The sequence below is a fragment of the Streptomyces sp. CA-251387 genome, from assembly GCF_050936625.1.
GTDB lineage: Bacteria > Actinomycetota > Actinomycetes > Streptomycetales > Streptomycetaceae > Streptomyces.
In genome coordinates this window covers 5,456,804-5,480,056 of record NZ_JBNJMJ010000001.1, presented here as the reverse complement: position 1 = coordinate 5,480,056, position 23,253 = coordinate 5,456,804, and the positions used below count along the sequence as shown (strand labels likewise).

General features: G+C 70.4%; 24 protein-coding genes and 2 pseudogenes. 10 read left to right on the top strand and 16 right to left on the bottom strand.

All coding sequences use genetic code 11. From position 1 onward, the window contains the following. Positions 1-40 precede the first annotated feature (40 nt). Entirely contained in the window at positions 41-724 is a 684-nt protein-coding gene (locus tag ACQEV2_RS24575) for a UbiX family flavin prenyltransferase (RefSeq protein ID WP_433045396.1), read from the bottom strand. Between the two features lie 91 nt (positions 725-815). Here ACQEV2_RS24575 and ACQEV2_RS24570 point away from each other — a divergent pair, with 91 nt between their 5' ends. After that, on the top strand, positions 816-1,430 hold the full coding sequence (locus ACQEV2_RS24570) for a rhomboid family intramembrane serine protease (protein WP_433045394.1): 615 nt from the start codon (positions 816-818) through the stop codon (positions 1,428-1,430). Here ACQEV2_RS24570 and ACQEV2_RS24565 read toward each other — a convergent pair. The 3 genes from ACQEV2_RS24565 to ACQEV2_RS24555 form a co-directional block, all read right to left on the bottom strand. Continuing rightward, positions 1,408-1,884 (bottom strand): Uma2 family endonuclease, encoded by a 477-nt coding sequence (locus ACQEV2_RS24565; RefSeq protein ID WP_433045391.1) that lies wholly within the window; start codon positions 1,882-1,884, stop codon positions 1,408-1,410. The genes ACQEV2_RS24570 and ACQEV2_RS24565 overlap by 23 nt on opposite strands. A 94-nt stretch (positions 1,885-1,978) precedes the next feature. Then, positions 1,979-2,881 carry a menaquinone biosynthesis prenyltransferase MqnP gene (gene mqnP, locus ACQEV2_RS24560; protein WP_433045388.1) on the bottom strand — a complete coding sequence of 301 codons (903 nt, stop codon included), beginning with the start codon at positions 2,879-2,881 and terminating at the stop codon, positions 1,979-1,981. Continuing rightward, complete coding sequence (locus ACQEV2_RS24555; protein WP_433045385.1) at positions 2,878-4,335, bottom strand: menaquinone biosynthesis decarboxylase; 1,458 nt, start codon at positions 4,333-4,335, stop codon at positions 2,878-2,880. Before ACQEV2_RS24555 ends, mqnP begins: the two co-directional genes overlap by 4 nt. A gap of 87 nt (positions 4,336-4,422) precedes the next feature. On the opposite strand from ACQEV2_RS24555, the gene ACQEV2_RS24550 reads away from it, so the two are divergent. Further along, entirely contained in the window at positions 4,423-4,749 is a 327-nt protein-coding gene (locus ACQEV2_RS24550; protein WP_433045382.1) for a PLD nuclease N-terminal domain-containing protein, read from the top strand. Between the two features lie 58 nt (positions 4,750-4,807). Here ACQEV2_RS24550 and ACQEV2_RS24545 read toward each other — a convergent pair whose 3' ends face one another. After that, a complete protein-coding gene (locus ACQEV2_RS24545) occupies positions 4,808-5,149 on the bottom strand; it encodes an ArsR/SmtB family transcription factor (protein ID WP_433045379.1) in 342 nt (113 codons plus the stop codon). Positions 5,150-5,281: 132 nt separating this feature from the next. On the opposite strand from ACQEV2_RS24545, the gene ACQEV2_RS24540 reads away from it, so the two are divergent. Next, entirely contained in the window at positions 5,282-6,259 is a 978-nt protein-coding gene (locus ACQEV2_RS24540) for a quinone oxidoreductase family protein (RefSeq protein ID WP_433045376.1), read from the top strand. An 11-nt stretch (positions 6,260-6,270) separates the two neighbouring features. Here the strand turns inward: ACQEV2_RS24540 and ACQEV2_RS24535 are convergent, their stop codons facing one another. The 3 genes and pseudogenes from ACQEV2_RS24535 to ACQEV2_RS24525 form a co-directional block, all read right to left on the bottom strand. Continuing rightward, positions 6,271-6,792 (bottom strand): hypothetical protein, encoded by a 522-nt coding sequence (locus tag ACQEV2_RS24535; RefSeq protein WP_433045373.1) that lies wholly within the window; start codon positions 6,790-6,792, stop codon positions 6,271-6,273. Positions 6,793-6,879: 87 nt separating this feature from the next. Beyond that, positions 6,880-7,061 (bottom strand): annotated as a pseudogene (locus tag ACQEV2_RS24530) (hypothetical protein); the annotation flags it as partial. A gap of 351 nt (positions 7,062-7,412) precedes the next feature. Then, entirely contained in the window at positions 7,413-10,019 is a 2,607-nt protein-coding gene (locus ACQEV2_RS24525) for an excinuclease ABC subunit UvrA (protein WP_433045370.1), read from the bottom strand. Between the two features lie 103 nt (positions 10,020-10,122). On the opposite strand from ACQEV2_RS24525, the gene ACQEV2_RS24520 reads away from it, so the two are divergent. The 7 genes and pseudogenes from ACQEV2_RS24520 to ACQEV2_RS24490 form a co-directional block, all read left to right on the top strand. After that, a complete protein-coding gene (locus ACQEV2_RS24520; protein WP_433045367.1) occupies positions 10,123-10,845 on the top strand; it encodes a MerR family transcriptional regulator in 723 nt (240 codons plus the stop codon). A gap of 66 nt (positions 10,846-10,911) precedes the next feature. Continuing rightward, positions 10,912-11,127, top strand: a complete 216-nt coding sequence (locus tag ACQEV2_RS24515; protein ID WP_433045364.1) for a hypothetical protein — start codon at positions 10,912-10,914, stop codon at positions 11,125-11,127. 129 nt (positions 11,128-11,256) lie between these two features. Next, a complete protein-coding gene (locus tag ACQEV2_RS24510; protein ID WP_433045361.1) occupies positions 11,257-12,171 on the top strand; it encodes a transglutaminase-like domain-containing protein in 915 nt (304 codons plus the stop codon). A 16-nt stretch (positions 12,172-12,187) separates the two neighbouring features. After that, the gene (locus ACQEV2_RS24505; protein ID WP_433045358.1) at positions 12,188-12,646 is read left to right on the top strand and encodes a nucleoside deaminase; all 459 of its coding nucleotides are present in this window, start codon (positions 12,188-12,190) and stop codon (positions 12,644-12,646) included. After that, positions 12,639-13,631: an isopenicillin N synthase family dioxygenase gene (locus ACQEV2_RS24500; protein WP_433045355.1), complete on the top strand. Its 993-nt coding sequence runs from the start codon at positions 12,639-12,641 to the stop codon at positions 13,629-13,631. Before ACQEV2_RS24505 ends, ACQEV2_RS24500 begins: the two co-directional genes overlap by 8 nt. 90 nt (positions 13,632-13,721) lie before the next feature. Further along, positions 13,722-15,134, top strand: a complete 1,413-nt coding sequence (locus ACQEV2_RS24495) for a condensation domain-containing protein (protein ID WP_433045352.1) — start codon at positions 13,722-13,724, stop codon at positions 15,132-15,134. A gap of 89 nt (positions 15,135-15,223) precedes the next feature. Next, positions 15,224-15,572, top strand: a pseudogene (locus ACQEV2_RS24490) (hypothetical protein); the annotation flags it as partial. A 13-nt stretch (positions 15,573-15,585) separates the two neighbouring features. Here the strand turns inward: ACQEV2_RS24490 and ACQEV2_RS24485 are convergent. The 8 genes from ACQEV2_RS24485 to ACQEV2_RS24450 form a co-directional block, all read right to left on the bottom strand. After that, a complete protein-coding gene (locus ACQEV2_RS24485; protein ID WP_433045349.1) occupies positions 15,586-15,990 on the bottom strand; it encodes an SRPBCC domain-containing protein in 405 nt (134 codons plus the stop codon). Between the two features lie 38 nt (positions 15,991-16,028). Next, positions 16,029-16,946 carry a CU044_5270 family protein gene (locus ACQEV2_RS24480; RefSeq protein ID WP_433045346.1) on the bottom strand — a complete coding sequence of 306 codons (918 nt, stop codon included), beginning with the start codon at positions 16,944-16,946 and terminating at the stop codon, positions 16,029-16,031. Continuing rightward, positions 16,943-17,566 carry an RNA polymerase sigma factor gene (locus ACQEV2_RS24475; RefSeq protein ID WP_433045343.1) on the bottom strand — a complete coding sequence of 208 codons (624 nt, stop codon included), beginning with the start codon at positions 17,564-17,566 and terminating at the stop codon, positions 16,943-16,945. The genes ACQEV2_RS24480 and ACQEV2_RS24475 overlap by 4 nt, the downstream gene beginning before the upstream one ends. Positions 17,567-17,646: 80 nt before the next feature. After that, positions 17,647-18,747, bottom strand: a complete 1,101-nt coding sequence (gene ccsB, locus ACQEV2_RS24470; RefSeq protein WP_433045340.1) for a c-type cytochrome biogenesis protein CcsB — start codon at positions 18,745-18,747, stop codon at positions 17,647-17,649. Beyond that, complete coding sequence (gene resB, locus ACQEV2_RS24465; protein ID WP_433045337.1) at positions 18,744-20,495, bottom strand: cytochrome c biogenesis protein ResB; 1,752 nt, start codon at positions 20,493-20,495, stop codon at positions 18,744-18,746. Before resB ends, ccsB begins: the two co-directional genes overlap by 4 nt. 3 nt (positions 20,496-20,498) lie before the next feature. Continuing rightward, positions 20,499-21,269 (bottom strand): cytochrome c biogenesis CcdA family protein, encoded by a 771-nt coding sequence (locus ACQEV2_RS24460; protein ID WP_433045334.1) that lies wholly within the window; start codon positions 21,267-21,269, stop codon positions 20,499-20,501. Between the two features lies 1 nt (position 21,270). Beyond that, positions 21,271-21,876, bottom strand: a complete 606-nt coding sequence (locus tag ACQEV2_RS24455) for a TlpA disulfide reductase family protein (protein WP_433045331.1) — start codon at positions 21,874-21,876, stop codon at positions 21,271-21,273. Between the two features lie 66 nt (positions 21,877-21,942). Continuing rightward, positions 21,943-23,232, bottom strand: a complete 1,290-nt coding sequence (locus ACQEV2_RS24450; protein ID WP_433045328.1) for a hypothetical protein — start codon at positions 23,230-23,232, stop codon at positions 21,943-21,945. Between the last annotated feature and the right edge of the window lie 21 nt (positions 23,233-23,253).

Below are 23,253 nucleotides of genomic sequence, written 5' to 3'. Positions count from 1 at the left end.
CCGAAGTGATGCGAGGTACTGCGACTTACTCAGAGGGCGTTCATGTCGTGCGGGCCCCGCCGCCGAGTTCGCCCTTCCAGCGGCGGTAGAGCCGGTGCTCGACGCCCGCCGCGTCGAGGACCCGTCCGGCGACGAAGTCCACCAGGTCCTGGATGTGCGTCGCCCCCGCGTAGAAGGCCGGCGAGGCGGGCACCACGGTCGCGCCCGCGTCGTCCAGGGTCACCAGGTGCCGCAGGGTCTGGCCGTTCAGGGGGGTCTCCCGTACGGCCACGACCAGCTTGCGCCCCTCCTTGAGGGTCACGCTCGCCGCGCGCTGCAGCAGGTCCTTCGACAGGCCGAGCGCGACGCCCGCCACGCAGGCTGTGGAGGCCGGCACGATCAGCATGCCCTTCACGGGGTACGACCCCGAGGACGGACCGGCGGCGAGGTCGCCCGCGCTCCAGTGCCGTACGCCCTCGATGTCCGCCTGGAAGGTTCCCGGCTTGCCGTCGGCGCCCCGCGACAACCATTCGCGCAGGTCGTCCTGCCAGTGCGCGTCCCGGAAGGAGATCCCGGTCTCGTCGAGCAGGGTGAGCCGCGAGGCCCGGGACACCACGAGGTCGACGCTCTCGCCGGCGGCCAGCAGGGCACGCAGCACCGAGGCGGCATAGGGGGTGCCGGAAGCGCCGGAGACCCCTACGATCCAAGGCGTACGCGGCGTCTCTCCTGGCTTGACTGGGTTCACGACACCGAGCCTATCCGGCGTCGCGGGGTGGGAACCGGCCAAGGGGGCCCGGGCGTTCCCCGGAGGGGACGAGGGAACAGTGGGGAGTGCCATGCCGGTCGGGGAGCTCGAGCGGTCGCGGGGCGACCGTGCGAAGGCCGCTGCCAAGCTGATGGTGGGCTGGGTCGCGCTGCTGTGGCTGCTGGAAGTGGTCGACGTGATCTCCGGGCACGCACTGGACGGCTTCGGCATCGTCCCGCGTGTCTCCTCCGAGCTGGTGGACGTCGTCCCGGCCTCCTTCATCCACTTCGGCTTCGCCCACGTCGCCGCGAACAGCGTGCCGCTGCTGGTCCTCGGGTTCCTCGCGGCGCTCGGCGGCATACGCCGGTTCGCCGCCGTCTGTGCCCTGATCATCGTGGCCGACGGCCTGGGCGTGTGGCTGATATCCCCGTCCGGCACCAACACCGCGGGCGCCTCCGGCCTGATCTTCGGCCTCTTCGGTTTCCTCCTGGTCACCGGCTTCGTGGAGCGGCGTCCTCTTGGCATCCTGGTCGGCCTGTTGGTGGGCGCGGTCTGGGGCGGCTCGATCCTGGCGGGCCTCGCCCCGACCCAGTCCGGGGTCAGCTGGCAGGGGCATCTGGTGGGGCTCGTGGCGGGAGTGGCGGCGGCGTTCGTGCTGCGGCGCCGGGCGGGCGGGCCGGCGCTCAGGGCCGGGTCCGCGCTTTAGGGTCGACGGGTAGGCCGGCGGTGGGGATCGTCAGCTTGCCGAGGGGGGAATCGAGGGTCAGGTCGGGGCCGTAGGGGATGGTGTCGCGGCTTCCGTAGCCCTCGGGGCCGGCGTTCCACATCGTGACGGCGTGGCCCCGCAGCGGGTCGAGAATCACGAAGTCGGCGATGGCTCGGGAGGCGTACCAGCGGGGCTTGATCTCGTAGTCTCGGCGGACCGTGCCCCCGGAGACGACCTCCACGACCAGCTCGATGAGGTCGGGTGCGTAGGCGATCCGGTTCCTCGCCGCCTCCGATGCGGGTATGACGGCCAGGTCCGGGCAGAACTCGTTGTCGGCGTCGAAGGCGAACGCGACATCGCTCACCACGCCCCACTGCGAGTCCAGCTGGGACTCAAGGGCGGTCCAGACCTCATGAATCGTCCTCCCGTGGTGCGATGTGACCGGGCTCGCCACGACGCTCCCCTCGACGATCTCCGTCCGGAAGCCGGGAACGCGTCCTCGAACCGGGCGAGCTGAGCGTGCAGGCGGTTCATGGCCCGCACGCTATTCAGACCGTCAGACCCCGGACCAGAAGATCCAGCAGCGCACACACGAACAGGGCAATCCCGATGAACCCGTTGACGCTGAAGAACGCCCTGTTTACGCGGGACAGGTCATGCGGGCGCACGATCGAGTGCTCGTAGAGGAAGGCGCCGGCCACGATCAGCAGGCCCAGCCAGAAGAACGCGCCCGCGTCCGTGGCGAGGGCGTACCAGACGAACAGTCCCGTCGTGACCGCGTGACAGACCCGCGCTCCCCAGATCGCCGCCGGGATACCGAAGCGGGCCGGGACCGACATGACGCCGATCTCGCGGTCGGTGTCGACGTCCTGGCAGGCGTAGAGGAGGTCGAAGCCGCCGATCCAGATGCCCACCGCGAGGCCCAGGATCACCGCGTCCCAGGACCAGGAGCCGGTGATCGCCAGCCAGCCGCCGACCGGGCCCATCGCCTGGGCCAGGCCCAGGATGGCCTGGGGGAAGTTGGTGAAGCGTTTGCCGTAGGGGTAGACCACCATCGGGATCACCGCGATGGGGGCGAGGGCCAGGCACAGGGGGTTCAGCAGGGCCGCCGCGCCCAGGAAGATCACCAGGGCGATCAGGGCGCCGGTCCAGGCGTGGCGGACCGACATCGCGCCGGTCACCAGTTCGCGCTGGGCGGTCCGCGGGTTCCGCGCGTCGATCTCGCGGTCGATGATCCGGTTGACCGCCATGGCGAAGGTGCGCAGGCCCACCATGCAGATGGTGACCAGGAGCAGCCGGCCCCAGTGGATGTTCTTGTCCCACTGGAACATCGCGGTGAGCGCGGCGATGTACGCGAAGGGCAGCGCGAACACCGAGTGCTCGATCATGACGAGGCGGAGGAACGCCTTCGTGCGTCCTGGCTGCGGAATCGCGGCGGAGGCGCTGCTCACAGTCCGTACTCCTTCCAGCGGCGGTCGACCTTCGCCGCGGTCTCGGGATCGGACTCCACCATGTCCGGCCAGCCGCCGTCGCGTGTGTAGCCCTCCTCGGGCCACTTCTTCGTCGCGTCGATGCCTGCCTTGCCTCCCCAGAACTGCTGGTAGGAGGCATGGTCGAGATGGTCGACGGGGCCTTCGACGACCGTGAGGTCACGGGCGTAGTCGGTGTTGCCGAGGGCCCGCCAGGCGACCTCGTGCAGGTCGTGGACGTCGCAGTCGGAGTCGACGACCACGATCAGCTTGGTCAGGGACATCATGTGGGCACCCCAGATCGCGTGCATCGTCTTCTGGGCGTGCTTGGGGTACTTCTTGTCGATCGAGACGATCGCACAGTTGTGGAAGCCGCCCGCCTCCGGCAGGTGGTAGTCCACGATGTCCGGGACGATGATCTTCAGCAGGGGGAGGAAGAAACGCTCCGTCGCACGGCCCAGCGGTCCGTCCTCCGTCGGAGGCCTGCCCACGACGATCGACTGGAGCAGGGGCCGGCGGCGCATCGTCACGCAGTCGATCTTCAGGGCGGGGAAGGGCTCCTGCGGGGTGTAGAAACCCGTGTGGTCGCCGAAGGGGCCTTCCGGCAGCATCTCGCCGGGCTCCAGCCAGCCCTCCAGCACGACCTCCGCCTGCGCCGGGACCTGGAGCGGGACCGTCTTGCAGTCCACCATCTCGATCCGCTTGCCCGCGATGAACCCGGCGAAGAGGTACTCGTCGATGTCGCCGGGGAGCGGGGCGGTGGAGGCGTAAGTCACGGCGGGCGGGCATCCGAAGGCGATCGCGACCGGGAGGCGCTCGCCCCTCCTGGCAGCCACCTGGTAGTGGTTGCGGCTGTCCTTGTGGATCTGCCAGTGCATGCCGATGGTGCGCTTGTCGTGGCGCTGGAGGCGGTACAGACCGAGATTCCGTACGCCGCTCTCCGGGTCCTTGGTGTGCGTGAGCCCCAGGTTGAAGAAGGAGCCGCCGTCCTTGGGCCAGGTGAACAGCGCCGGGAGACGGTCCAGGTCCACCTCGTCGCCGTGCAACACGACCTCCTGCACGGGCGCGTTGTCCGACTTCACCTTCTTCGGCGGTACGTGCGTCATCGCGCCGAGCTTCCCGAAGGCCTCGCGGACACCGACGAACCCGTGCGGCAGCTCGGGCTTGAGCAGTCCGCCGATCTTGTCGGAGATCTCGCCGTACGACTTCAGGCCCAGGGCTTTCAGCAGCCGCCGGTCGGTGCCGAAGACGTTCATCGCAAGGGGCATCGACGACCCCTTCACGTTTTCGAAGAGCAGCGCGGGACCGCCGGACTTCTGGACCCGGTCGACGATCTCCCCGACCTCCAGATACGGATCGACCTCGGCCTTGACGCGCTTGAGGTCGCCTTCGCGTTCCAGTGCCCTGAGCAGGGAACGAAGATCGTCGTAAGCCATGGGGTCAAGTATCCCCGAGCGGCTACCCTGGCCCTGAACCCGGGGGCGTGCCCCCGGCCCCGACGACCGTTTCGCTGGAGAGGACCCATGCTCCGGGTGCTGATGTTCCTCGTGCCACTGGCGCTGAGCGTGTACGCATTCATCGACTGCATCAGCACGAAGGACGAGGACATCCGCCACATGCCGAAGCCGCTGTGGGCGATCCTCGTCCTGCTGTTCCCGCTCGTCGGCTCGATCTCCTGGCTGATCGCGGGCAAGAAGCGCAGCCCGGCCGCCGACGGCTGGTCCGGCATGCGGGGCGGCCGGGAGCGGCAGCAGTGGGTCGCCCCCGACGACAATCCCGAGTTCCTGAAGTCGCTGGACGAGGACGACGACGGGAAGAAGGACGACCGGAACAAGCGGGACGAGCCCTGACGGAACACCGGGCGGCGAAAGCCGTTTAGTTTTTCGGCGTAGGGACCGCCGTCGAAGGTCAGCCGGACTCGTCCCCGCGCAGCACCAGGTCGAGCAGTCCCGGGAACCGGGCGTCGAACTCTTCCTTCCGCAGCCGGTTGACCCGCCTGGGCCCCTCGTCGCGCTGCTCCACGAGACCGGCTCCGCGCAGCACGGCGAAGTGATGGCTGAGGGCCGCCTTGCCGACGGGGACGTCGAAGCTGCCGCAGCTGCGGGACCAGACCTCGGACGCCGCCAACTCCCTTACGAGCGCGAGGCGTACGGGGTCGGCGAGCGCGGCCAGAGCGGTCTGGACGGAGACGTCGTCGGGGTGGGTGTGCTCGGGGGCGACCCGATGGCTGGTTCCGGTGCGCTCGGCCATGCCGTACCCCCTGAACTGTCGTCGGCTGGATCTGCGGCTCTGTGATGTGTGACCGGTTGCCGAGTGTTCGATGAAAACCATACACTCCCGAGTGTTCGATCCCTGTTGAACACTCGGAAGAGGTGTGTCGTCATGCGTGCGGTCGAGGTGCAGGAGTACGGCGGTCCCGACGTCCTCAAGGTCGTGGAGGCGGAGGTCCCCGAGCCGGGGCCCGGCCAGGTGAGCATCGACGTGGCGTACACGGGGGTGAACTTCGCCGACCTCAAGGCGCGTGCGGAGGGCTACCGGGTGGCGACGCTGCCGTACGTCCCCGGCCTGGAGGTCTCCGGGCGGGTCAGGGCGGTCGGCGCGGGCGTGACCGACCTGGCCGTCGGCCAGGAGGTGACCGCTCTGACGGAGGGCGGCGCCTATGCGGACGTGGCCGTAGCGGACGCGGTGACCGTCTTCGCGCTCCCCGAGGGCGTAGACCTGCGGACGGCGGCCACGTTGCCGACGGTGGTGACGACGGCGTACGCGCTGGTCCACGCCGTGGGCCGGCTGCAACCCGGCGAGACGGTGCTGGTGCAGGGGGCCGCGGGCGGCATCGGCACGGTGGTGGGCCAGTTGGCGAAGGCGGCGGGCGCCGGTGCGGTGTACGGCGTGGTGTCGGGCGAGGCCAAGGCGACGTATGCCCGTGAGCACGGCTATGACGAGGTATTCGTCGGCGACTTCGCGGAGGGGGTGCGGGCGGCGACCGGCGGCCGCGGGGTCGATCTGGCCCTGGACCCGGTGGGCGGCGACACCTTCCGGGGCTCCCTGGGCTCGCTCGCGCCGTTCGGCCGTCTGGTCTCCTTCGGCAATGCGAGCTCGGCCGAGCCGTGGAGCGTGGGGCAGCCCGAGCTGTATCCGCTCGGCGTCTCGGTGGGCGGCTTCTCCATCCTGACCTTGGCGAAGACCGCCCCGGCGGAGCTTCGGGCGCTGGCCGGGCGGGCGTTCGCGACGGTGGCGGACGGGACGGTGTCCCTGCCGGTGACGGCGGAGTTCGGACTCGAGGAGGCGGCCGAGGCGCACCGGCTGATGGGGGCGCGGTCGAGCACGGGCAAGCTGCTGCTGCGGGTGTCCGGGGACTGAGGGCCCGGCGCCTATGCGGCGTGGGCCTCGCTCAGCCGGCTCAGGCGTGCCCTCTCACGCTCGGCGGCCGCGCGATGGCCGAGGTCGAGGGCCATCGTGCCGCGCCCGTAGGTGTAGAAGACGTCCTCGCGCGTCTGCCGGTCCAGTCCTGGCACCCGGCGCAGGGCGAAGAAATCGGCGTCCAGGCAGAGCTTGGTCCACGACATCCAGTCGCGGTCCGCGATCGCCAGCCGGCCGCGCAGGATGTCCTTGACGTGGTCGCGCGCCTGCCGGTCGGCCTCGTCGGGGCGGGGTTCGCCGGGATGGTGCGGGTGATCCGCGAGGTCGTCGGCCCACTCGTCCAGCGTCCGGACGATCTCGTGGGCCGCGTCGAGGTCGGCAGGGCCCGGCCCGAGCAGCTGCGCCGCCAACTTGCGGGCCTCGCGGGCCCGTTCGGGGTCGTCGGTGCACGCGGCCACGAACGCGGCCAGGGCCCAGCCCCGCTGCCGCAGCGCGGCCACCTGCCAAGACCACTCCATCACCGACCAGGCCATCAAGCCTCCTCACCCGGCGTTCCTCGTGCCCTCGGGCCACGTCACACAACACCCGCCGGCCCGCGTACCGCCACCGAATTACCCGTGTCAGCGCGCTCCGGGCGCCGGACGACGAAGAGCGTGCGCGAAGGCGCCGAGGGCGGTGAAGTCCCCGTCGCGCAGGCCGAGTCGTGCGTCCACGCGGTGCAGCAGCGCGGGGCCGTCGTAGTGTGCTGCGACGAAAGCCCGGCTGCATCGAGTTCGTCGTCGACCCGGGCGAACGGTCTGCCCTCGGGGCGTGCGCCCAAGAGCTCGGGATTTCGGGTTCGACGGCGGCTGCTGGTTGTCGGTGGTTGGCCGCGCAGTTCCCCGCGCCCCTGGGCCGGCTGCGGCACCGCATGCCATCAAGCTGAGCCGCAACTCCCGGCCCCGCACCCACCGAGCCTGCGCAGCCCGTACCTACCCAGCCCACCCAACCTGCGGGCAGTCGTGCCGCTGGGGCGGCTCCCGACCCAAAGCTCGCCCACCTCCAGGAGCCGACGGCCGTGGTCCGCACGGAGGCTTCGGCCCCCTGCCGCATGCCTCCGCTTCCTTCGCCCCGGCACTCGCCCCGCCCGCTCCGTGCGGCCGGCCCCCAGCCGTCAGCCCGTCACCGTCCCCGGCGCCCCCTCCGCCACCAGCCTCCCCCCACCGGCCCCGCCCTCCGGCCCCAGGTCGATCAGCCAGTCCGAGGCGTGGGCGACGTCGATGTTGTGCTCGATGGTGATGACCGAGTGGCCGGTGTCCACGAGACGTTGGAGTACGGCGAGGAGGCGGGCGGTGTCGGCGGAGTGGAGGCCGGTGGTGGGCTCGTCCAGGAGGTAGAGGGTGCTGCCCGCCGCCTTGCGGCCCAGTTCCTTCGCCAGTTTCAGGCGCTGGGCCTCGCCGCCGGAGAGCGTGGTGGCCGGCTGGCCCAGCGGGAGGTAGCCGAGGCCGACGTCGGACAGGCGGCGCAGGCGGGCGGTGATCGCCGGGATGTCGGCGAACATCCCCAGGGCCTCGTCGACCGTCGCCTCCAGCACCTCGGCGATGTCGTGCCCCTCGTGGCGCACCGACAGCACCTCCGGCCGGAAGCGCCGGCCGCGGCAGCCCGGGCACCTCACCTCCACCGCCGGCAGGAAGTGCATGTGGACCGACAGCACGCCGGCGCCCTCGCAGCGTTCGCAGCGGCCGCCGGGGACGTTGAAGGAGAAGGCGCCCGGAGCCAGCCGTCCCCCGGAGCGGGCCGCGAACGCCTCCCTGATCGGGGTGAAGACGTCCGAGTACGTCGCCGCGTTCGAGCGCGGCAGCCTGCTGATCGGCTCCTGGTCGATGGTCACCACCTTGCCGAGGTGCTCCCAACCGTCGATCCCGTCGTGCTCACCGGGCAGGTCCCCCGCGCCGTGGAAGTGCCTGCGCGCGGCCCGGCCCAGGATGTCCAGCAGCAGGGTCGACTTGCCCGACCCGGACGGCCCGGTGACGGTGACCAGACGGCCGAGCGGGATCCGTACGGTGAGGTCCTTGAGGTTGTGCGCCCGCGCCCCGCGTATCACCAGCGCCCGGTCGGCGTCCCCCCGCCCCTTCGACGCGGGCGACGACAGCCGCCCCGACAGATACGCCCCCGTCACCGAGCCCGCGCCTCCGGTCAGCGGGTCCGCAGCCCTCGCCACCGGCCCCAAAGCCCCCGTCACCGGGTCCGCGACCCCCGTCACCGGGTCCGCGACCCCAGACACCGACCCCGCAGCCCTTACCATCGGGTCCGCAGCCCCAGACACCGACCCCGCGGCCCCCGCCTGCGCCACCTCCTCCGGCGTCCCCTGGGCCACGATCCGCCCGCCGTGCCGGCCGGCACCCGGACCGACGTCCACCACATGGTCCGCCGCCCGCAGCACGTCCAGATCGTGCTCGATCACCAGCACCGTGTTGCCGAGGTCCCGCAGCCTGCGCAGCACGTCGACCAGGCGGGCGGTGTCGGCGGGGTGGAGCCCCATGGTCGGCTCGTCGAGGACGTACAGCACCCCGGTGAGCCCCGAGCCCAGCAGCGCGGCCAGCCGCAGCCGCTGCGCCTCGCCCGCGGACAGGCTCGGCGTCGGCTGCTCCAGGGTCAGATAGCCGACGCCGACGTCGACCAGCCGCCGTACGCGCTCTGTGAGGTCGGCGACGACCGGCTCCACGAACAGCCACTCGTCCGGGGAGACCCGCTCGCGCAACCCGCCGAGCCAGGCGGCGAGTTCGTCGAGAGACGCACGGGCCGCCTCGACGATCGTCAGCCCGTGCACGGTGACCGCCCGGCTCTCCGCCCGCAGCCGGGCGCCCCCGCACTCCCCGCAGACCTCCTTCACCAGCGCCTGCTTCTCGGTGCGCTCCCGGTACTCGGTGTCCTCGATGCGCTCGGCGTAGCGCCGCATCAGCGCGGTGGCGACGCCCTCGAAGCGTCCGGCGGTGACGGTGGCGGGCGGCTCGGTCTTCGGGAAGTGGCGGCGGAATTCCGGGCTCTCGACTCCATGCAGGAGCAAGTCCCGCTCCCGCTGGGTCAGTTGGTCCAGTGGCCGGTCCGTGTCGAAGGTGAACCCGTAGTGCCGGGCCGCCGCCCGCAGCAACTGCACATTGCGCTCGACGGCCTTCGGGTGCCACCCCAGTACGGCACCCTCCGCGACCGAGCGCTCCCCGTCGACCAGGCGTCGTACGTCCGCCCGGATCACCTCGCCGAGGCCGGTGCAGGCCGGGCAGGCGCCGGCGGGCTTGTTGAAGGAGAAGGAGCCCATCACCAGCTCGGGGACGGGCGTGCCGCAGTGCGGGCAGGGGACCTGCCCGCCCTCGGTGTCCTCGTCGTCGTACTCGTACGCGTGCGACGGCGGGACGTCCTTCCCGCAGCCGGGACACGGCCGTACCCCGATCCTCGACCAGAGCAGCCGGAGGTAGGTGAAGACCTCGGTGACCGTGCCGACGGTGGAGCGGGGGCTGCGGTTGGTGAGGTGCTGGTCGACGCTGATGGACGGGGACAGGCCGGTGATGGAGTCCACGGAGGGGCGGCTGACGAGGCCGGTGACCATGCCCAGCGACTCCATGTACTGCCGCTGGCCCTCCCGGTGGAGGGTGTCGAAGGCGAGGGTGGACTTGCCGGAGCCGGAGAGGCCGGTCATGACGACCAGCTTGTTCTTGGGAATCGCGAGGGTGACGTTGTCGAGGTTGTGCAGTCGGGCGCCAGTGATGCGGATGCAGTCCTCCATGCCTTCAAGTTTTCCATTGAAGTGCTTGTGGAGACTCTGGCCGTACTTCTCTCTGATCATCCCTGATGACATGGGGGTTCCTGCCGCGTAACCTTCAACTCCCGTGAGGAACGACGACGAACGACTGCGGCCGGTCGACCTGGCCCGCCTCGCCGGGATCTCGACGCAGCAGGTCCGCAACTACGAGGAGGCGGGCGTCCTGCCCCCGGCCGCGCGCACCGCGTCCGGCTACCGGACCTTCACCCAGGTGCACCGGCGGGCGCTGCTGACGTACCGGGCGCTGCTGCACGGGTACGGGCCGGTGACGGCGACCGGGATCATGCGGGCCGTAAACACCGGTGACGTCCCGGCCGCGCTCGCCCTCGTCGACGCCGCGCACGCCGCGCTGCACGGGGAGCGGGCCGCGCTGCGGGCGACGAGCGAGGCCCTGGAGACCCTAACCGAGGCGCCCCCGGCCGAGCTGCCGCGCTCCGGTCTGCGCATCGGTGAGGTGGCCGCGCTGCTCGGCGTACGGACGTCGGCGCTCCGGGTCTGGGAAGCGGCCGGGCTGATCGCACCGGAACGGGAGCGGGGCACGAAGTACCGCGTCTATCGCCCGGCCGACGTCCGCGACGCCCGCCTGATCCACACCCTGCGCCGCAGCCACTACCTCCTCGGCCAGATCCGCCCGGTCCTGGACGGGCTGCGCCGGGAGGGCAGCACCGAGGCCCTGCGTACGGCGATCGCGACACGGGGCGAGATGCTGATGGCCCGCACCCGGGCGATGCTGTCCGGCGCGGGGCGCCTGGACGACTACCTGGAGTGCGTCGACCGCGTCGCCGGCTGATGCCCGAAGCTCCGCCAAAGGTGCAGAACAGAACATCCTGGTGCCGGTCTCGTCGTTGGGCCAGGCATGAAGATCATCGCTTCCGCCGCCCTCGTCTGCGCGGCCCTCCTCGCCGCCGCCGTTCCCGCCTCGGCAGACGACGGGCCCATCGACTTCGGCATCTTCCAGGGCGTCAACGACACCAAGGGCTCGGGCTCCACAGACAGCGGGTCGAACAGCACCGTCCCGAAGTCGGCCCTGGTCATGCTGGTGGAGGACCTGATGGCGCCCGGCCGACAGTGACCGGACCCGGACCCCGGAGCCCGGAGCCGGTGAGGAAGAGGGCATGGACAGTGCGCGGCGAATTTTGACACGGTAAGGAGCGCGAGCCCGCAATCGAACGCATACTCGGTTCCGCCTGGGGGTCCTCTCATGCCCGCGCACCCGGACGCCGTGGCCTTCTACGCCACCCAGAGCACCTTCTCCGATCCCTGCGAACTCGCCTGCCACTACGCCGGCCTCCCCGCCGACCCGTCTCAACTGGCCCGCATGACCCGGGGCTTGATGGTCCACCGCGGGGAGGCGGAGCTGTTCCGGCACACCCATCCGACCGACCGTCTCCACAACGACGCCGAGTCGCGCTACATCGACGACATCCTGCGGATCATCGTCGAGCGCAGCGCCGCCCCACTGTCCGAGCCGCGTGAGGTCGGCGACCGGTTCGTCGGAGTCTGCCGTGACTTCTCCTTGCTGCACTGCTCGTTGCTGCGCCACCACGGCATCCCGGCCCGGATCCGCTCGGGCTTCGCCGACTACTTCCGTGCCGACGGCTTCCACTGCGATCACGTGGTCACCGAGTACTGGGACGACCGGCGCGGCACCTGGCTCCTCGCCGACCCGCAGCTCGCCGACCCCGCCCTCCATCACGCCTGGCGCGTGGACTTCGACCCGATGGACGTCCCCCGCGACCGCTTCCTGGTCGCGGGCGTGGCATGGCGGGCCATCCGCGAGGGCGGCGCGGACCCGAGGACCTTCGGGCTCCACCCGCCGCAGGAGGGGCCCTTCTTCGGGGAGCGGTTCGTCGCGGGCAACATCCGGCTCGACCTCGCCGCGCTGAACAAGGTGGAGCCGCTGTTGTGGGACGTGTGGGGCGAGGACGAGGGCGAAGGACCGACCCTGCCGGAAGCCGCCCACGAGCTCTACGACCGGGTCGCCCTGATCGCCGGCGACGACGTCCCCTTCGACGCGGCCCGCCGGCTGTTCGCCGAGAACGACATCCTGCGCACCCCACCCACGGTGCGGTGCATGGCGCCGTACAACGGGACGAGTCTCGTCACACTCCGATAGGGGAAGAGTGGGGGGCATGGAGCTCTTGGACCCGGCGACCGCCCGTACATGGCTCGGCACCGCCTTCGCCGAGGCGCGTGCCGGGCTCGGCGAAGGCGGCATTCCCATCGGCGCCGCCCTCTACGGCCCCGACGGGGCCCTCCTCGGCCGCGGTCACAACCGGCGCGTCCAGGACGGCGACCCGTCGATGCACGCGGAGACGGCCGCCTTCCGGGCGGCGGGACGGCAGCGGTCGTACCGCGGAACGACCATGGTCACCACGCTTTCGCCCTGCTGGTACTGCTCCGGTCTGGTCCGGCAGTTCGGGATCTCCCGGGTGGTGATCGGTGAGGCGGTCACCTTCCACGGCGGGCACGACTGGCTGGCCGAGCACGGCGTGGACGTCGTGCTCCTGGACGACGCCGAGTGCATCGGGATGATGCGCGACTTCATCAAGAACCATCCGGCCCTGTGGAACGAGGACATCGGTGAGTAAGCCCCGCACGCCACGCACGCCACGCCCTCCGTGCATCCCCACGATCGACCTCGGGCCCTGGCTCGAAGGTGACGCGCAGGCGCGCCGGGCGATCGCCCGCACCGTCGACGAGGCGCTGCAGACCGCCGGGTTCCTCCTGGTCACCGGGCACGGTGTGGACCCGGCGCTGCGCGCGCGGATCCGGGCGGCGGCCCGCGCCTTCTTCGTGCTCCCCGTCGAGGTCAAGCAGGCCTACGAGGCCAAGGTCGGCGGCCGCGGCTGGCTCGGCCCCGGCGCCGAGGCCAACGGCTACGCGGAGGGCACCGAGACCCCGCCGGACCTCAAGGAGTCGCTGACCTTCGCGACGCACGAGCCGTTCGAGGACCCCGTCGTCAACGCCGAGTGGTACGCGCCCAACGTGTGGCCGGCGGAGGTGCCCGAACTGAAGTCGCTGTGCGAGGAGTACCTGGCGCGGATGGGGGAGCTGGAGAACCGGCTGCTCTCCCTGCTCGGCGAGGCGCTCGGGCTCGAACCCGACTTCTTCACCCGGCACATGGACCATCCGACGTACGGCTTCAACATCAACTGGTACCCGGGGACCGAGGTCGTCGGGGAACCGAAGCCCGGCCAGTTCCGCATCGGCCCGCACACCGACTTCGGGACGGTGACGATCCTCGACCGGCAGGCGGGCAAGGGCGGGCTGCAGGTCTACACGGACGAGGGAGGGTGGGAGGACGCGCCGTACGAGTCGGACGCCTTCACCATCAACATCGGGGACCTGATGGCCCGTTGGACCGGCGACCGCTGGCGGTCCGGGCGGCATCGCGTGCTGCCGCCGCCCGCGGACGCGCCCGCCGAGGAGCTGATGTCCCTCGTCTACTTCGGCGAGTGCACGCCCGGGACGCTGGTCGAGTCCGTGCCCGCGCCGGTGGGGCGGGTCGCGTACGAGCCGGTCGACTCGCATGTGTATCTGCGGGCGAAGCTGGACTCGATCACGGTCGGCTGATCGCAGCGAACCGTTTCTGAGGAAGGGTTGCCTCGTTGGGCGATATACCACCCTTTCGGGTGTGTCCCCCCGCCGCGAATGGAGCCGCCCGTGCGAATCACTGACATCCAGCGCTGCGAGGTCCGGCCCGGACGTCTCGTCGAATGGACGCTCAGTCCGGCGACCGTCGCGAGGGCGACGGGTCTGCCGGAGGACTCCAGACCGCCGGCGTACATCCAGGAGTCGCACATCAGAACCGCCCGGTCCGTACGCGACGACGGCCTGTTCGTGCCGACCTGGCTCGGTACGGCGTTCGACCTGCCGGGCCGGGCCGACCTCGACGCGCTGGAGGAGGCGCTGCGCGGCTGGACGCTGCGGCACGAGACGCTGCGCAGCGGCTTCCGCTGGTCCGGCGAACCGGGCGACGAGATGCGCCGGTTCACGCTCGCCGCCGACGCGGTGTCCCTGCAGCGCACGGAGGTCGGCGACTTCGCCCGCCCGGCGGACCTGGTCCGCCGCCTCCAGGACCGCTTCGACGTCACCGCGGACGCGCTGCGCTGGCCCAACCTCATCTACGCGGCCGTCGTCCGCGACGACTCCACCAGCGTGTACATGGCCTTCGACCACAGCAACGTCGACGGCCACTCCATCTACCGCATCCCGGCCGAGATCCAGGAGCTCTACGCGGCGGCCCTCGGGGGCCGGGCCACGGACCTGGCGCCGGTCGGCAGTTACGTCGACTTCTGCGAGATCGAGCGGACGGACGCGGACCGGATCGACGACAGCCACGAGATCGTCGCCCGCTGGCGGGAGTTCGTCGGCCGCTGCGACGGCAGGCTGCCGGAGTTCCCCCTCGACCTCGGCCTGGACCCCGACGGCGGGCTGCCCACCCAGCGGCTGCTGCGCGAGAGCCTCACGGACGCCGACACCGCCGCCGCCTTCGAGGCGTACTGCCGTCCCTACGGCGGCAGCGCGGTCGGTGTCCTGGCCGCCACCGCCCTCGCCGTCCACGACATCGGCGGACAGCCCGTCTACCGCACCGTCGTGCCCTTGCACACCCGAGTGAGGTCCCGCTGGTCGGACTCCGTCGGCTGGTACGTGGGCGGCGCCCCCATCGAGATTCCCATGAGCGAGGCCCGCGACCTGCCCGGCGCCCTGGGGACGGTGCGCGCCGCGCTGCACGCCAACCGGCACATGGCCCGCATGCCGCTCGCCCGGGTGCTGCGACTGCTCGGCGCGGACTTCCGCCCCACGTCACCGGACCTGTACTCGATCGTCTCCTACGTCGACGCCCGCGGCGTCCCCGGATCCGGGCGCTGGGCCGAGCAGAAGGCGTACGGGCTGATCAGGGTGTCGTACGGCGACCAGGTGTGCGCCTGGATCACCCGGCTCCACGAGGGCCTCTGGTTCGCGAGCCGCTTCCCGGACACCGACATCGCGCACAAGAACATGCGGCTGTACGTGGAGCGGCTGCGGGACGTCATCGTCTCGACGGTGCCTTCCTCACGCCCGCCCGTTTCGTAAGCGGACCGACAGTTTCGTAACCCAACGGCCATCACGCGATCTAGTCCGAACCAACTCCCCCTCCCTACTCTTGAGTCGTACCGAACGACCCGCCCGCGACCGGCGGGTCCGCCGAGGACGCGAAGGTCCTGGCGGACCTCGTGCGGGCGGCGCGGGAGCCGGAGACGGAGGGCTCCCAGGCGCAGGACTCGGGGGCGCAGGGCGGGCAGCGGGTCGGGCTCATCGGGCCGGTCACCCTGGACGACGGCCAGCTGATCATCGCCTACGACGCGATGACGCTGACCTACCGGGGCATCCGCGAGCCTGGACAAGCACGGCAACCCGTACGACAAGGCCGTACCCATCGTCGAGGTCACACCGGAGGGCCGCAGCCGCTTCGTCACGCCGGCCTGGCCGGACGGCAAGCCGCCGGCGAAGGAGTGCCTGCCGTCGGCGTAATCGCCTACGGCTCCTAGGAGCCGCCCTCCAGCACCTCGATCAGCCGCTCGAACCGGGCCCGCCAGCGCTGCTCCGACTCCGTCTCGCCCTGGAACTCATGGGTGAAGCGGAGCGCGGCGCCCTGCTCGCCGTCCCGTTCCAGGTGGAAGCGGATCCGGCCGCCGCCCTCGACCGTGTACTCGGCGACCCGGTCCACGTCCCAGGCCGTGACCCGCCCGCTGCCCAGGTCACGCAGGGTGACCGCGCCGCCGAGGTGGGGTTCCAGGACGTCGGCGGGCGTGCACCAGGCCGCGAGCCCCTCGGGGGTGCTGAGCGCCGGCCAGACCGTCTCCATCGGCCGGGGAAGCCGCACCAGGAAGTGCAGGATGTGCGTGTTCCCGTGGGTCTGGCTGGTGCCCTGTTCGATGGAACCGGTCATGACACCAGCCTGACCCCGCCGGGGACGATGTGCACCCCTTACGGCCGCTGACCTGCCTTGTCGACGACCGCGCGCTCCAGGATGGCGGTGCGGGCGGTCACCTCGCCCTTCTTGAAGCCCCCCGCCATGTCCTCGACGGCCACGGCCCGCTCGCCGAGGAATTCCTTCGTCTCCTTGTCGAAGATCAGCTCCTGGCGCTCCCCGTCGTCCAGCCGCGCCACCGCCACACCGTGCCGACCTGCCGCGTCCACGGCGTCGTCGATCACGAAGACGCCGGAGATCCTGGCGGCGGCCCGATAGAGGGCGGCGGCCTGCGCGGGCGGCATCAGGGACTCGCGGGCGAGGTCACCGACGAGGACGAAGTTGGCCTCGTCCTTGCTGCTGCTGCCCTCGCTGACGCTGTTCAGCCAGTCGTACATCTTGTCGGGGTCGGTCGGCAGGCTCTGGAGGTTGCGGTAATTGGTGCTGGACGCGTCGTCGGGGGCGTCCGCATCCAGCGGTTGCTCGTCGAACCCGGCGTCGGCGTCGCGCAGCAGGCCCTTCCGGGTGCCGTCCACCGACTTCCACACCTCGCGCTGGTGGATCGGTTCCAGCCTCGGGGGCTTGCCTTCCTCATACACGCTCCAGCCGACCTTGCTCTTGATGTACACGAACTGGTCGTCGCGGATGTCTTTCGGCACGTCACTGTGCGCGGCCGCGAGCGCGATGTCCTCCAGCAGGGCCGCGGCCTCCGGGGAGGCGGACGGCGGCGCGGGGTCGCCGGACGGCACGGTGAGCGTGACGGCGAGGGCGGTGACGGCCGCGGCGGCGCCCACGACCAGGGCGGTGCGCAGAAAGCGCCTGCGCACGGGGGTCTCGGACGGTTCCTGCCGGATCTCGGTCATCAGATGCTCCTTGAGGAGTCGGTGACGGCCCGGCGGAAGGTCTCTGTCCGGAAGTTCCGGGAGCTGGTTCATCGGTTTCCCTCCCTCAGGGGCCCGACCGCGGTGGTGCGGTCACTTCTCATCTGTCCGCGGGATCCGGGGAGTTCCCCGGATTTGAGATGCTTCGCGAGTTTTATTCGCGCCCGCGACAGCCGCGACCGTACGGTCCCCACCGGCACCCCCAGCGCGTCCGCCGCCGCCCGGTAGTCCAGCCCCGACCACACGCACAGCGCCAGCACCTCGCGCTCGGCCCGCCGCAGCCTGCTCACAGCAGTGCGTACGACGGCCAGTTGCGCCGCGTCGTCGAGGCGCTCGGCGACCTCGTCGGCGAAGTCGCGCACGGTGTCGTCCCGCTCGTCGCGCGGCAGCCGGGCCAGGGCGGCGGCGTGTCTTCGGGCGGCACGGCGGACATTGCGCGTGACGTTGGTGGCGATGCCGAGCAGCCAGGGCCGCGGCGAGCCGCCCTCCTCGTCGAGCCGCTCGCGCAGCCGCCAGGCCTCCAGGAAGGTCAGCGAGACGACGTCATCGGCCGTGCTCCACTCCCCCGTGAGCCGGAAGGCATGGTTGTAGACGGAGCGTGCGTACGCGTCGAAGAGCTCACCGAAAGCGTCGTGGTCCCCCGCGCGGATGCGTTTCCGCAGATTCGTATCCACGTCTCTCTGTCTGTCCGTACGACGAAGGCCGGTTCCAGTGACTCAGGTCACTGGAACCGGCCTTGGTCCGTAGAAGGGTGTCAGACCCCGGCGTACGAGTGCTTGCCGGAGACGAAGATGTTGACGCCGTAGTAGTTGAACAGCCAGCAGCCGAAGGCGATCAGAGCCAGGTAGGCGGCCTTGCGGCCCTTCCAGCCGGCCGTCGCGCGGGCGTGCAGGTAGCAGGCGTAGGCGATCCAGGTGATGAAGGACCAGGTCTCCTTGGGGTCCCAGCCCCAGTAGCGGCCCCAGGCGTCGCCCGCCCAGATGGCGCCCGCGATGATCGTGAACGTCCACAGCGGGAAGACGGCGGCGTTGACGCGGTAGGAGAACTTGTCGAGGGACGCCGAGGCGGGCAGCCGGTCGAGGACGGAGTTCGCGAAGCGGCCCGGGGTGCCGCCGTTCGCCAGCTTGTTCTCGTAGGAGTCCTTGAAGAGGTAGAGCAGCGTGGAGACGGCGCCGACGTAGAACACCGCGCCGCAGAAGATCGCCGTGGAGACGTGGATGTACAGCCAGTACGAGTGAAGGGCGGGAACCAACTGGTCGCTGGCGGTGTACAAGACAGTGACGGCGAGGCCGAGATCGAGGAGGACCGTGGTGATCAGGAACAGCCCGAGCCAGCGCACGTTCTTCTTCAGCGCCAGCAGGCCGAGGTACACACCGACGGCGACCGTGGAGAAGGTGATGTTGAACTCGTACATGTTGCCCCACGGCGCCCGCTGCACCGACAGAGCCCGCGCGAGCACGCCACCGAACTCGATCAGGAAGGCGAGGGCGGTGAGGGAGATGGCGATACGACCGTAGAGGTCGCCCTGCTCGTCCCCACCGTGCGCCCCGGGCCCGTCCGGCACGTCCCGCTGCCCGGCCGTGGACCGCACGACGACCTTCGGCCGCTCCAGTACGGCGGTGGAGCCGCCCTTCTGCACGGTGACGGCGGGCGCGGCGGCCTTCTGGGCCTTCGCCGGGGTGAGCGCGGCGGCGGTGCGGCCGACCTTGCTGCGGCTGCCGAGGAGCCATTCGGCGATGTACGCGAAGAAGGCCAGGGTGTAGACGGCCATCGACGAGTAGATCAGCGTGTTGCTGATGCTCGCGAGGTTTTCGTTGGTGGCGGCGGCCAGCTCGGTCGCGGCGGCGAGAGTCACTTGGTCTCAGCCCCTTCGGCGGGTGCGACTTGGGGGTCGGGGGTGGGGGTGTCGGTGTCGTCGTGGGAGCCGTCGCCCGGCGCGTCCTCGTCGGCGTCGGGTGCGCCCGGCGCCTGCTCGTAGAGGATCCCGGCGAGGTCGCCGAGTTCCTCGGGCACCTTCGCGGACTCGCTGCGGCCGAGGCCGGCCATCTCGACGACGGTGACGCCGTCGGTGCCGGTGGTGGCCCGCACCCACACGCGGCGGCGCTGGATGAAGAGGGAGGCGGCGAGGCCGAAGATCGCGGCGAGGGCACCGGCGAGTGCCCAGCCGCTGCCGGGCTGGCGGGCGACCTGGAAGCCGGCCCACTCCTTGATCTCCTTCTCGAAGGTGATCGACCCGGCGCCGTTCGGGAGCTTCATGGTCTCGCCGGGCTTCAGGTTCTCCCGCAGCTGCTCGCCCTTGGCGTTCTTGAAGCCTTCCAGGTTCTTCTTGTCGAGCTGGTACACGCTCTGCGGCAGCCCGGCGTTGACACCGAGGTCGCCGTGGTAGGCCTCCAGGTTCAGCACAGGATTCAGCAGCGCCGGGAACTGCGAGACGACCGCGGTGCCCGCGCCGCCGTACGACGGGAGGAAGAAGGCCTGGAAGCCGAGCTGGTCCCACTTGCCCTTGGCGTCGCGGTAGCCGTCCATGACCTTGATCGCGCCGGTGGAGGTGACGTTGCCGTCCAGCGGAAGGAGGGGCACGGCGTCGTGGAAGACTTCCTTCCCCCTGCCGTCGCGGACCGTGATGACGGGGGCGTAGCCGTGGCTGACGAGGTAGACCTTCGAGTCGCCGATCTCCAGCGGCTCGTTGACCTTGACGGTGGTCTTCTTGTCCTTGCCGTAGGCGCCGACGCTGTAGGTGATGTCGGCTTGGTAGGTGCGCGGGGTGCCGCGGTTGGGGCCGGTCACCTCGTAGGTGCCCTTGAAGTTCTTGAGGTTGAAGCTGAAGGGGTCGAGGTCGTCCTGGCTGAAGAGGCTGCCGGACTTGAAGTCGTCGTACTGGGTGAGGGTGTTGGAGAAGCCGTCACCCTCGACGACCAGCTTGTTGCCCTCGGACTTGAACAGCTGGCCCCAGGCGAAGGCGATCAGCATCACGACCAGCGCGATGTGGAAGGCGAGGTTGCCGACCTCGCGCAGATAGCCCTTCTCGGCGGCGACGGCGTCACCGGCGAGGTGGGCGCGGAAGCGGCGCTTCTTCAGCAGGGCGAGCGCGGCCTCGCGGACCTGCTCGGGCTCGGCCTCGGTGCGCCAGGTGGTGTAGGCGGGCAGCCGGGTCAGGCGCCTCGGAGCACCCGGCGGGCGGCCGCGCAGCTGGCCGACGAACTGCCAGGTGCGCGGGACGATGCAGCCGATGAGGGAGACGAACAGCAGGATGTAGATCGCGGAGAACCACACCGAGCTGTAGACGTTGAAAAGGCCGAGCTTGTCGTAGATCGGCGCGAGCGTCTCGTGCGCCTTGCGGAACTCGGCGACCTTGGTCTCGTCGATGCCGGTCTGCGGGATGAGCGAGCCGGGGATCGCGCCGAGCGACAGCAGCAGGAGCAGCAGCAGCGCGACCCGCATCGAGGTGAGCTGCCGCCAGAACCAGCGGGCCCAGCCGATCACGCCGAGGGAGGGCAGGCTCGCGATCTCCTCGGTGGGGGCGGTGGACAGCTGGGAGCCGGCGGCACCCAGGTCCTGGTCCTCGGCCCGGCCCGGGGTGTTGTCCGTTGTGGTGTTGCTCATCGATCAGATCCCCACAGTGAAGCCGTTGGACCAGACCTGCATCTCCTGCACGATGCGGTCCCACGCGCCGGTCAGGAGCAGCACCCCGGTCGCGATCATCATGATGCCGCCGATGCGCATGACCCAGACGTAGTGGCGCTTGACCCAGGCGAAGGCGCCGAGGGCCTTGCGGAAGGCTACGGCAGCGAGCACGAAGGGAATGCCGAGGCCCAGGCAGTAGGCGACGGTCAGGATGGCACCGCGGCCGGCACTGGCCTGCTGCATGGCGAGCGTCTGGACGGAGGCCAGCGTCGGGCCGATGCACGGCGTCCAGCCGATCCCGAAGAGGGCGCCGAGCAGCGGGGCACCGACGAGTCCGGTGGCAGGCCGCTTGTGGAAGCGGAACTCGCGCTGGGTGAGCCAAGGCATCAGGCCCATGAAGAAGACGCCCATGAGGACCATGAGCACGCCCAGGATCTTCGCCAGGACGTCCTTGTTCTCCTGCAGGGTCGAACCCCAGAAGCCGAACAGCGCCCCGCCGGAGACGAACACGGCGGTGAAGCCGAGCACGAAGAGGGAGGCACCGGCGACCATGCGGCCGCGCCGGGCCTCGGCCAGGTCGGTGCCGCTGACGCCGGTGACGTACGACAGGTAACCGGGGACGAGCGGCAGGACACAGGGCGAGAAGAAGGAGACGAGCCCGCCGAGCACGGCGATGGGAAGCGCCAGCACCAGGGCGCCGTTCATCACGGTGCCGTTGTAGGACTCGGCGGCGAGCGTGGACAGTGCGCTCACGTCACTTCTCCGCGAGGACCGGGTCGAGCATGCCGCGCAGCGACTCCTCGCTGAGCCCCTGCAGTGCCCGCGCGGCGATCTTTCCCTCCCGGTCGATGACGAGCGTGGACGGGATCAGCTGCGGGTTGAGCGTGCCCTTCTTGAACCGGAGCATCAGCTTGCCCGTCGGGTCGTACAGGCTCGGGAAGGTGACGCCGTGCTCCTTCTCGAAGGCGATCGCGGGACCGGTGCTGCTGTCGCGGGTGTTGATGCCGACGAACTGAACGCCCTGGTCCTTGGTGTCCTGGTAGACCTTCTCCAGGTTCTTCGCCTCGAGTCGGCACGGCCCGCACCAGGACCCCCACACGTTGACGACGAGGATCTTGCCCTTGTAGTCGGCGGTGCTGAGCTGCTCGCCCTCAATGGTCTTGCCGGACAGCACGGGAGCCGCGGCTCGCTTGCCCTGGGCGGCCGTGTCGATGCCGTTGTTGCCGGTGATGAAGTTGGTGTTGCCGCCACCGCCCGACGTGCCGCCCGAACTGCACGCGGACAGGGCCAGCGCGGCGACGGCGGCGCTGGTGATGGCGAGCAGGGCGACACGGCTACGGGCGCGACGGGCGGCACTCATGTGAAAAGTTTCGCATGCCCGTTCTGGGGATCTTGCGCACCCCCCTTGCGGGCGGAAACCCGCATTTCAGGCAGCGTTTTGCGAGCTTGTGGAGGAGCCGGCGGAGCCGCCCTTCATGAACGCGTTCCAGCCGCCCGCGGGCTCCTGCCCCACCTCGAGCGTGCGCAGCCGGTCGAGCACCTCCGGCTTCTGTACGTCCATCCAGTCCACGAACTGCCGGAACGAGACGAGCCGGATGTCGGCGCCCTTCTCCTTCTCCCGCGCGATGTGCTTGAGGGCTTCCTCGACGGCGTCCATGTAGATACCGCCGTTCCACTGCTCGAAGTGGTTGCCGACGAAGAAGGGTGCGCGGTTTGTCTCGTATGCCCGCTTGAAGCCCTGGATGTACGCCTGCGCGGACTGCTCACGCCAGGCCGGGTAGTTGTGGCTGGGCGCGTTGGTCGAGTTGATCGACTGGTTGGCGAGCATGTTGTAGTCCATGGACAGGACCTCGAACGAACGTCCGGGGAAAGGTATCTGCTGCAACGGCAGATCCCACAGCCCCTGCTTCTTCGCCGGCCACACCTGTCGCCCGCCCGGCGACGACGCGTCATAGCGCCAGCCCAGCTCACGGGCAGTGGGCAGCAGGTTGTCCTGGCCGAGGAGGCACGGCGTACGGCCGCCGACGAGCTCCTTGTCGTAGTCGAAGGGCAGGGACGACAGATCGGTCCAGCCGCTGTTGGTCCGCCACTCCTTCACGAAGGACTTGGCCTGCTCGATCTCGCTGCGCCACTGCTGCGGCGTCCAGTTCCCGACGGTGCCGGTGCCGCCGCAGAAGTGGCCGTTGAAGTGGGTGCCTATCTCGTGGCCGTCGAGCCAGGCCTGGCGGACGTTCTTGAGCGTCTGCTTGATGTGGTCGTCGGTGAGGTAGCCGATGTCGGAGGCGCCGCGCGGGTTGTTCGGGGGGTCGTAGAGCCGCTTCTTCGACTCGGGCAGCACATAGAGCCCCGAGAGGAAGAAGGTCATGTGCGCGTCGTGCTGCTTGGCGAGGTCGAGGAAGCGCGGGAAGAGGCCGTTGCCGACCTCGCCGGCGCCGTCCCAGGAGAAGACGACGAACTGCGGCGGCTCCTGACCGGGCTCCAGCGGCTCGGGCTTGGCCGGCTGGTGGGGCTGCTTGCCGGTGTAGGAGGTGGAGCCGTCGCCTATGGGGCGGGCGCGGTTGGCCTGGGTGCCGGGCTTGTTGTTCCCGTCACCACCGGAACCCGCACCCTGGCTCGACCCGTCTGACGACGTAAGGGCGCCGCATCCCGCGAGTCCGACAGATGCGGCAGCACCCACGCCGAGTCCGATAAGTCCCCTTCGACTGAAGTTGCGCATTTCTGGCCCGTCCGTCGCGTT

Bases quoted from the DNA above. Each gene is read 5' to 3' on its own strand.
- ACQEV2_RS24455 (WP_433045331.1), bottom strand. From the start codon at position 21,876: ATGAGTGCCGCCCGTCGCGCCCGTAGCCGTGTCGCCCTGCTCGCCATC.
- ACQEV2_RS24550 (WP_433045382.1), top strand. From the start codon at position 4,423: ATGCTCCGGGTGCTGATGTTCCTCGTGCCACTGGCGCTGAGCGTGTAC.
- ACQEV2_RS24570 (WP_433045394.1), top strand. From the start codon at position 816: ATGCCGGTCGGGGAGCTCGAGCGGTCGCGGGGCGACCGTGCGAAGGCC.
- ACQEV2_RS24485 (WP_433045349.1), bottom strand. From the start codon at position 15,990: ATGACCGGTTCCATCGAACAGGGCACCAGCCAGACCCACGGGAACACG.
- ACQEV2_RS24525 (WP_433045370.1), bottom strand. From the start codon at position 10,019: ATGGAGGACTGCATCCGCATCACTGGCGCCCGACTGCACAACCTCGAC.
- ACQEV2_RS24510 (WP_433045361.1), top strand. From the start codon at position 11,257: ATGCCCGCGCACCCGGACGCCGTGGCCTTCTACGCCACCCAGAGCACC.
- ACQEV2_RS24515 (WP_433045364.1), top strand. From the start codon at position 10,912: ATGAAGATCATCGCTTCCGCCGCCCTCGTCTGCGCGGCCCTCCTCGCC.
- ACQEV2_RS24480 (WP_433045346.1), bottom strand. From the start codon at position 16,946: ATGAACCAGCTCCCGGAACTTCCGGACAGAGACCTTCCGCCGGGCCGT.
- resB (WP_433045337.1), bottom strand. From the start codon at position 20,495: ATGAGCAACACCACAACGGACAACACCCCGGGCCGGGCCGAGGACCAG.
- ACQEV2_RS24505 (WP_433045358.1), top strand. From the start codon at position 12,188: ATGGAGCTCTTGGACCCGGCGACCGCCCGTACATGGCTCGGCACCGCC.
- ACQEV2_RS24555 (WP_433045385.1), bottom strand. From the start codon at position 4,335: ATGGCTTACGACGATCTTCGTTCCCTGCTCAGGGCACTGGAACGCGAA.
- ACQEV2_RS24545 (WP_433045379.1), bottom strand. From the start codon at position 5,149: ATGGCCGAGCGCACCGGAACCAGCCATCGGGTCGCCCCCGAGCACACC.
- ACQEV2_RS24450 (WP_433045328.1), bottom strand. From the start codon at position 23,232: ATGCGCAACTTCAGTCGAAGGGGACTTATCGGACTCGGCGTGGGTGCT.
- ACQEV2_RS24535 (WP_433045373.1), bottom strand. From the start codon at position 6,792: ATGGCCTGGTCGGTGATGGAGTGGTCTTGGCAGGTGGCCGCGCTGCGG.
- ACQEV2_RS24540 (WP_433045376.1), top strand. From the start codon at position 5,282: ATGCGTGCGGTCGAGGTGCAGGAGTACGGCGGTCCCGACGTCCTCAAG.